Genomic DNA, 12,597 nt, shown 5'->3' with positions numbered 1-12,597 from the left:
AAGTCAGCGCCTCCCCATGGTGATGTCCAGGTCGAGCAGTGAGCTGGCGTCGTCCGGCGAGCTGAGATCGTGGCGGGGAGCCGGGGCGGGATCCCGATCCAGCCACAGCCGCCTGTGCCGGAAGACCGGCGCGGGGGCGGGCTCACGCTCCGGCGTCGCGCGAAGCCGCGGATCGAGCTCGCTCAGCACGAGGTGCGCGTTGGTGCCGCCGAGCCCGAACGAGCTCACGCCCGCGACCCGCGGCGAAGGCCAGTCCCGCAGCTCGGTGGCGGGCTCGAAGGGCGATGCGCCGAAGTCGAAGCGCGGGTTGGGCCGCTCGCAGGACAGCGTCGGTGGGATCTGCCCGTGCTCGACGGCCAGCGCCGCCTTGAGCAGACCGGCGATCCCGGCCGCGCTCAGCGTGTGCCCGATATTGGTCTTCACGCTCCCGATCGCGCACGTCCCCGGGTCGCCGGCGCCCTCGCCGAACACCCGCGTCAGGGCGCGCAGCTCGATGGGGTCGCCGATGAGCGTGCCCGTGCCGTGCGCCTCCACCAGGCCGATCTCGCGCGGCGTACGCCCGGACGCCGCGAGGGCACGGCGGACCACGTCGGCCTGCGCCTCGGGATTGGGCGTGGTGACGCCCATGGTGTGGCCGTCGTTGTTCACGGCGACCGCCTCGATGACCGCGTGCACCCGGTCGCCGTCGGCCAGGGCCGCGCGCAGCGGCTTGAGCAGGACGACCCCGCATCCCTCGCCGGGGACGAACCCGTCGGCACGTTCGTCGAAGGTGTGGCACCGGCCGGTGGGCGACAGCGCCTTGGCCGCGCTGAGCTGCAGGTAGTCGTTCTCATCCAGGAGCACCTCCACCCCGCCCGCCAGGGCCACCTCGGCCTCGCCGGCGAGCAGGCTCTGCGCGGCCAGCTGCACGCCGACCAGGGAGGACGAGCAGGCGCTGTCCACGACGAGGTTGGGGCCGCGCAGGTCGAAGTGGTGGGCGACCCTGGCCGCGATGAAGTTCTGGTCGGAGGCGAGCCCGCCGGGCCGGACGCCGACCCGCCGCCCGTAGTCGGACATGCGAGCCCCCGCGAACACGCCGGCCCGGCGTCCGCGCAGCTCGCCGGGCTCGTAGCCGGCGTCGGCGAGGCAGGCCGCGCAGCACTCCAGGAACATGCGGATGGCCGGGTCCAGGGCACGGGCCTCGTCCTCGCTCATCTCGAAGTAGTCATTGTCGAAGTCCTCGATGCCGTCGACGAACCCGCCCCACTTGCTGATGCTGTGTCCGAGCGCGGGCTCGGGGCGGTACAGCTCGCGGTGGTCCCAGCGGGAGACGGGCACCTCGCGCACGTCGCACCGGCCCGCGGTCAGGTTCCGCCAGAAGGCGGCCACGTCGGGGGCGCCGGGCAGCCGGCAGGCCATCCCGATGATCGCGATCCGGCGATCATCGGGCCCGGGCCGCTCACGCGCCTCGACGGGCATCGAGGCAACGGGCTCCGAAACAGCCCCCTGCTCAGCCCCCTGCGCAGGGCTCTGCGCAGCCCCCGAAGCGGGTTCCGGAGCGGGCTCCGGCGCAGACCCGGAAGCGGGCTCCGGCGCGGGCCGCGCGGCGTCCTGGGCGGGGACGCCGAGGCGCTCGCGGAGCTCCTCCAGCGTCGGGTGGTCCAGCAGCAGGGACGGCTCGAGGCTCTCCCCCAGCCGCTCCTCGATCCGCTGCACCAGCTCGGCCAGCATCACCGACTCGACACCGAGGTCCCCGAACTCCGCCGTCGGGTCCAGCGCGTCCACGGGGATGCCGATCGTCTCGGAGAACAGGACGGCCAGCCAGTCGGGCCCCTCAGCATGCGCGGGCTCGGGAACCGGACGGCGTTCCGCCCGCTCGGGCAGTCTGATCAGCGCCGGCATGTCCACGGCCGCGCCGGCGGGCGGGCACGGCAGCACGGTCGCGCCGCGCGCGAGCCCGATCACCCGGTCCAGCACCCGCAGCCCGTCCCGGTCGCCGAGCGCCGCGATCCCGACGGGCTCGCAGACGTTCGGCTTCCCGCGCGCCCCGCCGGACTCGTGCCACTGCGGCCAGTTGACCGAGCGGAACTCGGGCCGCCCGGCCCGCCGCCTGACCCCGGTGTACAGGTCGAGGAAGGTGTTGGCGGCCGCGTAGTCCGCCACCCCGGCGGCCAGCACGGGCACGGCGGCGCAGACGGAGGAGAAGGTGACGAAGAAGGCGGGGCGGTTCCCGGCGCACGCCTCGTCCAGCGCCTCCAGGCCGTCGGCCTTGGGCGCGAGCACGGTGCGGAGGTCGTCCTGGGCCTTATGGGCCAGCGACGGACGGCCCTGGCTGGAGCGTCCGGCGCAGTGCACGACGCCGCCGATCGGTCCCAGCTCGCGCCGCACGCCGTCCAGGAAGGCGGTCAGCTCGGCGCGCTCGGACAACGGCCCGCTGTGCACGGCCACCCGGGCGCCCATGCGCTCCAGGTCGAGGACGGTGGCGACGGCCTCCTCGCCGGAGCCGTCCCATCGGTCGCGAGGCGGCAGCGGCCGCACGCCGAGCAGGGCGAGCTGGCGCGCGCCGCGTGCGGCCAGGTGGCGGGCCACCAGCGCGCCCAGGCCTCTGGTGCCGCCGCTCACGACGTAGACGGCCTCGGGGTCGAGATCCGGCTCCGCGTACGGTGCGGGCAGCTCGCGCAGGTCGGGGCGGTACCGCTCGCCGTCTCGGTAGCAGACCTCCCCATAGGGCTCGGTGGCCGCCCACTCCGCGCGGATCTGCCCCGCGCAGGGCCGGTCGCTGTCCAGCACCGTGGCCGTGACCGACGGGTACTCGGCGGCGAGCATCCGCACGAAGCCCGCCTTCCGCGCCCCGGCCAGGCTCGGCCGGGCTCCGTCGAGGTCCAGCAGACCGCTGGTGACGTGCAGGACCGTCAGCGGACGGCGTCGGGCCAGGGCATCCTGAAGGGTCGCGAGCCGTTCCAGCTCGTGTCCTGGGCGCGCATCGCCCAGGTCGCACAAGTCGATCCAGCCGTCGAACTCCTCCGGGACCGGCTCCCCCTCGCGTACGAGCACGACCTGCTCGCCGAGTGACCGCGCGAGCTCCTCCGAGGCGTCGTTGAACAGGCACACCACGGTCCCGCCGCCGAGCGTTCCCGGGTCGTGCGCAGGCTGCTCACACGCCGTCCAGGTCCGCTCGAAGAGCGGCGTCTCGGCCACGACCGGCGCGGAGACGACCCCGGACACAGGCTCGGAGGCGGCCGCGAAAGGCCAGCAGCGCATCCGGTCGAACGGGTACGACGGCAGCCCCACCAGACGCGCGCCTGCGGGAGGCGTCCAGTCCACGTGCCCGCCGGTCACCCAGTGCCGCCCCAGCTCCGCCAGCTCAGCCAGACCGGTGGGCCGCGTAGCCGCCAGGTCGGCCGGACCGGCGAGCCCCACGGCCGGCAGGTCGGCCGGGTCGCCGGGCCGCGCGCCCGGCTGGTCGCCCGCCCGGACGCGGCCCCGCAGCACATCGGCGGGCTCCGACCGGGCGAACCGCTCCAGCCGCTCGCACAGCTCCCCCACCTCGGAGACGACCAGCGCGAGCCGCTCGCGCAGCGGCTCCCGTCCGATCTGGAGCGTGTGGGCGACGTCGGTAAGGCTCTCGGGCGTCGCGCGCAGGTGCCCGGCCAGCCGACCGGCCATGGCGCGCAGCCGCTTCTCGTCGTGGGCGGACAGCACGATCAGCTGCGGTCCTCCGGAGAGCATGCCGGTCTCGGCGAACGTGCCAGTTGTAGCGGGCGTACCCGTAGCTGCATCCGTGCCAGTCGCTGCACGCGTACCAGTCGCTGCAGACGTACCGGTCTCGGTGGGCGGCGGTTCTTCGATCACCGCGTGCGCGATCGTCCCGCCGGCACCGAACGAGCTGATGCCCGCCCGCCGGGGCGCGCCGCCGGGCCCCTCGGGCCAGTCGGCCGTCTCACGCTGCACCCGAAAGGGGATCTCGTCCCAGTCGATGTTCGGGTTGAGCTCGTCGGCGTGCAGGGAGGGCACGAGCCGCCGGTGCCGCAGCTGCAGCACGATCTTGGTGAGCCCGGCGATCCCGGCGCCCGACTCGACGTGCCCGAGATTGGACTTGACCGACCCGATCGGGATGCTCCCCGGGGCCAGCCCCGCATGCCCGAACACCCGCATGAGGGCGTTGATCTCGATGGGGTCGCCGAGCGCGGTGCCCGCGCCGTGGCATTCCAGGTAGCCGATGCCGACAGGGTCCACCCCCGCGTCGGCGAGCGCGCGGGCCACCAGGTCGCCCTCCTCGACCGGGCTGGGCACCACCCAGCCGTTGGTCCGGCCGGAGTGCACCACGGCGGTGCCCCTGATCACGGCGTGGATCCTGTCGCCGTCCGCCTTCGCCTTGGACAGCGGCTTGAGCAGGACGGCCCCGGCGCCCTCGGCGGGCACGAAGCCGTCGCCGCCCGCCCCGAAGCTGTGGCAGCGCCGGTCGCCGGCGGTCAGCCGCATGCGGGCGTGCTGGATGAACTTGTTCGGGTGCAGGTTGAGATTCACGCCGCCGGCGATCGCCAGCTCGCACTCCCCCTGGCGCAACGACCGGACCGCGAGGTGCAACGCGGCCAGGGAGGACGAGCACATCGTGTCGATCGACATGCTGGGCCCCTTGAGGTCCAGGTGGTACGAGACGCGGTTGGCCACGCCGCCCGGGGTCGCGCCGGTGTCCTGGGGCGTGCCGCGCAGGCTCTGCTCGACGCCGAAGAAGGGGTACTCGTTGTACATCACGCCCGCGTAGACGGCCACGCTCGATCCGTGCCGGTCGCGCAGCCGGGTGCGCGGGTAGCCCGCGTCCTCCAGCACCTCCCAGGCGACCTCGAGGAAGATGCGCTCCTGCGGGTCGATGAGGGCCGCGTCGCGCGGGGTGATGCCGAACAACAGCGGGTCGAAGTCGGTCACGCCGTCGAGGAAGCCGCCCCACATCAGGTCCACCGGCCAGCCGTCACGGGTCCGGCCGTCCGGGACGCGGGAGAGCGAGTGCCGCCCGGCGGCCAGGTTCTCCCAGAACGCCGCCAGGTCGGGGGCGTCGGGGTAACGCCCGGCGATCCCGATCACGGCGATCGCGCCGCCGTCATCCAGTACGCGGCCATCCGGCGCCCGACCGCCCAGCGCGCGGCCATCCGTCGCGCGACCGTTCGGTGCGGGGGCATCCGGTGCGCGGCCATCCGGTGCGGGGCGTTCGGGCTCAAGGGCCCGCGGAGCGGGCGCTCGGGCGGACAGCGCGGCGGCGACGCCGGCGAGGTCGCTGTGTTCGAAGAAGAGCGTCCGGGACCGCTCGCCCAGGTCGCGTTCCAGCCGCGCGTTGAGCTGGCCGATCTGGTACGAGGTCAGCCCGTACTGCTCCAGCGGCACGCGCACGCCCAGCCGGTCCACGTCGATACCGGAGACCTCGGAGTAGACGCCCTTGAGGTACTCCTCCATCTCGTCCGTGCCGACCTGAGGTGCGACCGGCTCAGTCCGCCCGATCCAGTAAGGCTCGGCCGCGAACGGATAGGCGGGCAGGGCCACCCGCCCGGGAACCTGTGGCCAGAACCGCTCCCAGTCCACCTCCTGTCCGGACACCCAAGCGGCGGCCGCTTCGGCCTCCGTCCGAGTGTCCGTCGCCTCCGGGTCGGCGGCCCCGCCGGGGGCAGGCCGGCCAGGGTGGCCGGGCTGGCCAGGATGACCGGCGTGACCGGGCGCGCCGAGGTCGCCGGTGAGCTGGTCGGCGTCGCCTGTGAGCACGGACGCGTGCGCCTTGCCTGCCGCGAACGCCTCCAGCCCCTCCCGTAGCCCCTCCACGTCGCGGCAGACGACGGCGAGCCGGTGCGCCAGGGCGGCGCGTCCGGTCTGGGTGGTGTAGGCGACGCGGCTCAGCGCCGGCTCCCCTGCCTCGGCGAGCCGGCGCGTGGCGGCCACGAGCTGCTTCCCGGTCGCGGCGGACACCAGCACGGCGTGCTCTCGGCCGTCGTCGAGAGGAGTCCCCTGGGACTCCTCTGGAAGGGGCGCGCGTACGACGGCGTGCGCGTGCGTCCCGGTCGCCCCGAAGGCGTTGATCAGTGCCCGCCGCCGCTCGCCGGTCCACGGCCGGGGCTGTTCGGGCACGGTGACCGCGTCGGTGGGCGGCTCCGCGAGGAGGGTGGGCGCCAGCCGTGCGTGCCGGATCTGCAGCAGCACCTTGGCGAGCTGGGAGGCGCCCGAGGCGGCTTCGAGATGGCCGATGTTCGGCTTGAGCGTGCCCGCCGCGACAGGCTCGGCGCGCCCGGCGAAGACCTCGGTGAGCGCCTCCGCCTCGGCCGCGTCGGCCAGGGATGCGCCGGCCGCCGCGCACTCGACGTAGCAGACGTCGTCGGGCCCGGCACCGGCCCGCTCTAGGGTACGGCGCATGGACTCGGCCATGGCGTCGGCGCTCGGCGCGGTGAAGCGCCCGCTGCGCCCGGTGTGCGCGACCCAGGTGGCCTCGACCACACCGTGGACGGCATCTCCCTCCCGCACGGCGTCCGCGACGGGGCGCAGCAGGAAGGAGCCGACGCCCTCGCCCACGGTCCAGCCCGGGCGGTCGGCGTCGAAGGCGGCGGCTCCGCTCTCCTCGGCCAGCAGGTCGAGCCCGGCCAGCAGCCCGGCGTGATAGGGGTCGGCGAGCAAGTTGACGCCCGCGACCACGGCCGCGTCGCAGTCACCCGCGCGGATGGCCTGGGCGGCCAGGTGCAGGGCGGTCAGCGTGGAGGAGCACGAAGTGTCCACGGCGATGCTCGGCCCGGTGAAGCCGAAGAAGTACGAGACGCGGTTGACCATGTCGGAGGCGGTCGCCGAGACCACCGCCGGGCCGCCCGCGCGCCAGGCGGCGGCGCCCGCGTGCTGGTAGTCGTGCCACATCGAGCCGACGAAGACGCCCACCCTGGGGGCACTCCTGTGCAGCGAGGCAGGGGTGTGCCCGGCATGCTCCAGGCACTCCCAGACGCTGTGCAGCAACAGCCGGAGCTGCGGGTCGAGCGTCGCGGCCTCCTTCGGCGAGACGTGGAAGAGCAGGCTGTCGAAGCGGTCGATGTGCTCCAGGTAGCCGCCGGGCCGCTCACCTCTGGCGTTCGGGCCGATGCTGCGGGTGCCGGTGCGGAGGTTGCGCCAGAAGCCGTCCAGGTCGTCGGCGCCGGGGTAGCGCCCCGCCATGCCGATCACGGCGAGTCCGACCGGCTCCATCTCAGGCGCGGGCTCGGTCCGCGGCGCTGGGTCGGTCCGCGGCGCTGGGTCGGTCCGCGGCGCTGGGTCGGTTTGCAGTGCGGGCTCGGTTCGCGGGGTGGGTTCGGTTTGCGGAGCGGAGAACACCGGTGCGGCGTCGTGGGTCGCGTACTCGGCGGGGCCGCCCAGGAACGCCTGCAGGAAGTGGTGTCCGTCGTCGAGGTCGAACTGGGCGCGGACGCGGTCGAAGGCCACCTCGCCGATGGGGCAGAGCCCGATGCCGCAGGCCGCCTGGCCGGTCATCAGCAGTTGCCCGAGGTAACCCGCCTCCAGGGTCAGGTATCGCAGGCTCTGCTCGCCGTACAGCGGCTCGATGCCCTTGACCTGGCCGATCAGGTAGAGGCTGAAGCCGGCGCGGTCGTACAGGTCGCGGTTGTAGACGAAGTGCGCCGAGCGGTCGATCTCGGGGCGGCCGTTCACCAGCTGGAGCGCGTGCTCGGTCGGGTTGTAGTAGTAGATGCCCTCGGCGACGCCGTCGATCGCGCCCCTGGTGACGTGCAGATACGCCTGCACCGCGTAGGTGTCTCCGGCAGACGGGTACAGGTGGCGCTCGCGGTCGCCGAGCCGCCGCTCGCGCAGCAGGCTGAGCAGCCGGCACAGTGACCGGTACGGCAGGGAGCCGGGCTCGAAGTCGCGCACGCTGGCCCGCCACGAGAAGTGCTCCTCGGGCACGTCGATCCGGTCCAGCCGGATGAGGCTGGCGTCCGGCTCCAGAGGGCGCAGGTTCCACCGACCGGCCTTGAACGCCTCCCGGTCCTCGGCCGAGAAGAAGTCGACCTCACCCGGCTCGCTGACCTCGGCGGCAGGCACTTCGGCCGTCCGCACCGGCTCCCCGGCAGCGGGCCGCGCGGGCTCCTTGGCGGCGGGCACCTCAGCGGGTCGCTTCTCAGTAGGTGGCCTCTCGGCGGGTCGCTTCTCGGCGGGTGGTTCGCCGGAGCCGGCGGCCATCGCGGCGATGCCGGTGACGGTCGGGTTCTCCAGCAGCAGCGCCACGGGGACGCGCTTGTCGTACCGCTTCCGCAGCGCCTTCGAGACCTGGACCATGGTGAAGGAGGTGACGCCCTGGTCCCAGAGGTCCTGCCCGGGATCGACCTCCTCGACGCCGAGCAACTCGGCGAACAGCTCCGCGATCTCCGCCACCGCCTGCCCCACCACCTCGGGAGCGGGGTCGGCAGCGGGCTCGGGAGCGGGAGCGGGAACGGGGTCAGAGGTGCGCTCGGGAACGGGGTCGGGAGCGCCTTTGGGAACGGGGTCAGAGGTGCGCTCGGCGAGGGGCCACGGGAGTGCGTCACGGTCCAGCTTGCCGTTGGAGGTGGCCGGGAACGTGGTCACGAACGCCACATGGTTGGGCACCATGTACGGCGGCAGCGTCTCGGCCGCGTGTCCGCGCAACTCCCCGACGTCGGGCTCCGCACCGTCGGCCACCACGTACGCGACCAGCTTCCGCTCGCCGGAGCGGTCGTCGCGGGCCAGGACGACGACGTCCCGCACGCCCGGGTGCTGCCGCAGCCGGTGCTCGATCTCGCCCAGCTCGACCCGGAAACCGCGGATCTTGACCTGGTTGTCGGCCCGTCCGAGGAACGTGATGTTCCCGTCGGGCAGCAGGGCGGCCCGGTCGCCGGTCATGTACATGCGCCCGCCCGCGAACGGGTCGGGCACGAACCGCTCGGCGGTCAGCTCGGGCTGGTTGCGGTAGCCGAGGCTCAGGCAGCCGCCGCCGATGAACAGGTCGCCTTCCACACCCTCGGGGCAGGGCCGCCGGTTCTCGTCGAGGATGTAGTAGAGGGCGTCGTCGATCGGCCGGCCGTACGGGATGCTCCGCCACGACGGGTCGATCTCCCCCACCTCGAACCAGTTCGACCAGACGGTGGCCTCGGTGGCACCGCCCAGGCTGACCACCCGCGCCCGTGGGAAGGTCGCGCGCACCGCGTCCGGCAGCGGCAGCGGCGTGTAGTCGCCGCTGAGGAAGACCAGCCGCAGGTCGCCGGTGCCCTCGTGGCCCTGCAGGTCGGCGAGCAGCGGGGCGAGCTGGTTGAGCGTGGTGGGCGCGGAGTTCCAGAACGTGATGGGCTCGTCGATCAGGATGTCCAGCAGCAGCTCGGGGTCGCGCTGCTGCCCCTCGTCGGCGATGTAGAGCGAGGCGCCCCGGCCGAGCAGGCCGAAGATGTCGAAGACCGACAGGTCGAAGCCGAGCGAGGTGACGCAGAGCCCGACGTCGGAGGCGTCGAAGTCGAAGGTGCGGTAGCACCAGTCGAGCAGGTTGAGCAGCGGCCGGTGGCTGACCTCGACGCCCTTGGGCTTGCCCGTGCTGCCCGAGGTGAAGATCACGTAGGCGAGGTCGTCCACGGTGTTCACGAGGGGTGGGTCGCCGCAGTCGTCCGCGTCCGCGTCGGTGTCCGGTTCGACGTCCAGCTCGACGGTGCGCACGCTCTGGGGCACCGTCCAGCCGGGGGTCCCCGGGCAGGTGAGCACGATCCCGGCGGCTGCGTCGTCCAGCATGACGGCCGCCCGCTCGTCCGGCAGCGACGGCTCGACGGGCAGGTAGGCGCCGCCCGCCTTGAGTATCCCGAGGACGGCGGCCACCATGTCCGGCCCGCGGCACAGGCGCACGCCGACCACCGTCCCCGGCCCCACGTCCAGCTCCTTCAGCCGCCAGGCGGCGGAGTTGGCCCGGCGGTTCAGCTCCCCGTACGTCATGGTCCCGCCGGCGTGCCGCAGCGCGACGGCGTCAGGGCGGGCGGCGGCCTGCCGCTCGAACAGCCGGTGCGCCGGGCGCAGCCGGTCCTCGAAGGCCGCGAACAGGTCGGCGAGGTCGGGGAATTCCGGCTCCAGCGCGTCCCAGTGGTAGTGCAGCCGGTCGCCCTCCCTGATGACGATGCAGTCGAGCGCGACGTCCGGGGTGTAGGTCATCCACGGCCCGGCCTCGACGCCGTCGGGCAGCGGGTACGCGGTCAGGTCGAGGGTGCTGGTGTAGACGACGGGGAAGGCGTAGGCGCGGTGGCGGCGCTCCTTCATGACGTGACCGCGCAGCGTGGCCAGGCCGGTCAGAGCGCCGTTCGCGGCGTCGGCCTCGATCCGGTCGGGGTAGGACTCCTCGTCGGTGACCCAGCTCAGCGCGGTGAACTCGCCGGGGCGCAGCGGCTCGGACTCGGCGGTCCAGCGCACCACGGACACGCTGAACGAGTCGGTGAAACGTCTGCCCAGCGCCCCGGTCAGGGCGGCGAAGACGGCCTCGTCGGAGACCGCGGCGACGCTGCCGCTCAGCCGGACGCGGCGGGTGGGCGTGGTGGGCACCTCGGGTCCCGGCGGCAGATCACGGAACCGCTCGGTCCAGTACCCGGCCTCATCGGAGTCCGCAGGCGAACGCTCCCCCGATGGGCGCGACTCGCCCGAGTCCGCAGGCGGGCGCTCCTGCGGCAGGCTCGGCTCGGCGGAGGGGTCGGCGTAGAGCCTGAACAGCTCGCGCAGGACGATGTGGATGCTCCGCCCGTCGAGCACGGTGAGGTCGACGGCCGCGTGCACCGTCTCGCCGCTGACCCGCAGCTCCCACTGCGGCCAGCGGCCCAGCGGGAAGGCCCGTCCCGCCATCTCCTCGACCTCGACCTCGGGGGTCTCGGGAATGCTCCAGCTCTCTGGCGCGTGCGGCCTGACCCGCAGCGTCCCGTCGTGCGTGACCTCCGAGCGCAGCGCGTCATAGGCGGCCACCAGCCGCAGCCAGGCGGCCTCGAGCCGGTCCCGGTCCAGATCGCGGACGTGGAAGCTGTGGTAGACGTGGCAACCGTCGTATCGGCACGAACCGGCCGCACGGGCCACGTAGTACGCCTTCTGCAGCTCGTTGAGCGGCCGGATCTCCCCCTCGCCGGCGTCGGCGCACAGGGCACGCAGCGCGTTGGTGAAACGGGCGAACAGGGTCTCCGGCTCGCCGGGCGCGAAGCAGCCGGGCACGATGTCCCAGCGCATCCGCAGCTCGCCGTCGCACTCCCACATCTGGTGGTCGAGCGCGACGCCGGAGGTCTGACTGAGCGCGTACGACACCGGCGGCACGGCCTCGTCGGGCCGGGCGTCCAGCAGGCTGGTGAAGACGACGGGCAGCGCGGTGCGCTCGCGCAGCTCGCGCATGACGGTCACGCCGGGGACGGCCGCGTGGCCGAGGTCGCGCCACAGCCGCCGGTGCACCTCCTGGGCCGCCTCCTCCAGCGGGTCGCCGAGCGTGCTCTCGGCGGCGAACACGGCGGTGCCGGTGAACGGCCCGACGACCTCGTCCACCTCGCGCGGCAGCCACGCGCGGCCGGTCGTGGTGACGGCCAGGGAGCAGTCCTCGCCCCTGCCGACCGTCTCGGCGAACAGGGTCAGCACCAGGGCGGTCGGCGAGACGTCCAGCTCGGCCGCCCTGACGCGCAGGGCGCGCCACTGGGCGACGCTCAGCGAGCCGGTCAGCGCGGAGCGCGGCGACCCGTCCGGCACGCCGGCGGCGGGTCCGGGCGGCAGGTCCGCCAGGCGCTCCCGCCAGTAGTCCAGGTCCTCCTGGTAGCGGGCGCCCTGCCGGTGCGCGTCCAGCGCGCCCAGGCAGTCGCGGACGGAGTGGCCGGCGTCCTCGAGGCGATGGCCGGGGTCGCGGTAGCAGCGCCACCAGTCGCGCAGGAGCACGTCGAGCCCGCGCCCGTCGGTCACGCTCGCGTCGATGCTGAAGTGCACGGTCCGGGGGGTGGTGACCTCGACGGCGAACGGCGGCCAGACGCCGGGCTCGTAGCGCCGGTGCGCGAGGCGCTCGCGGGCGCCGGGCTCGTCCACCGGCAGCTCCCACGAGGGAGCCCGCTCCAGCACCCGCTGGGTGCCGTCCTCGCCCAGCTCCAGGCGCAGGGCGTCGTGGTGGTCGACGACGCGCTGCCAGGCTTCGCGCAGGCGTGCGGCGTCGACGTCGGGCACCTCGAACTCCCGGTAGACCTGGCAGCCGACCGGGTCGGGAGTGACGTCCTCGTCCGCGCCCATGACGTAGGCCTGCTGCAGAGGCGTCAGGGGGAACGGCTCGTACCGCTCGCCGGGGGCCGCGCTGATCACTGGGCCGGCCGGGGCGGTGTTCGTCTCCGTCCCGGCCAGCTCGGCGATCCGCTCGGCCAGCTGCGCCGGCGTCGCGCATTCGCCCAGCCGGTCGACGGGGAAGTCCAGCGAGAATTCCCGCTGGATCTCGAACCACACCCGTACCGCGGAGATCGAGTCGAGTCCGCTGTCCTTGAGTGAAGCGTCGGGGGTCAGGTCCGCGCCGCCGGGCAGCGCCTCGGCCAGCAGGCGGATGACCGCCTCCGTCACGCGCTCGTTGTGCTCCATAAGCCTCCTCCGTCTCTGCGACGCTAGTGAGAAGGCCGGGCCCTGCCTGCT

General features: G+C 73.9%; 1 protein-coding gene. It reads right to left on the bottom strand.

The features are described 5' to 3' along the window. Positions 1-3 precede the first annotated feature (3 nt). Positions 4-12,546, bottom strand: a complete 12,543-nt coding sequence (locus ACTMTF_RS42870; RefSeq protein WP_441115844.1) for an amino acid adenylation domain-containing protein — start codon at positions 12,544-12,546, stop codon at positions 4-6. Between the last annotated feature and the right edge of the window lie 51 nt (positions 12,547-12,597).

The organism is Nonomuraea sp. ZG12 (genome assembly GCF_052068115.1).
In the GTDB taxonomy this organism is placed as follows: domain Bacteria; phylum Actinomycetota; class Actinomycetes; order Streptosporangiales; family Streptosporangiaceae; genus Nonomuraea.
This window is presented reverse-complemented; position numbering and strand designations above follow the sequence as displayed.

What these genes read in the sequence shown, in the direction of transcription:
- ACTMTF_RS42870 (WP_441115844.1), bottom strand. Translation starts at nt 12,546, where the DNA reads ATGGAGCACAACGAGCGCGTGACGGAGGCGGTCATCCGCCTGCTGGCC.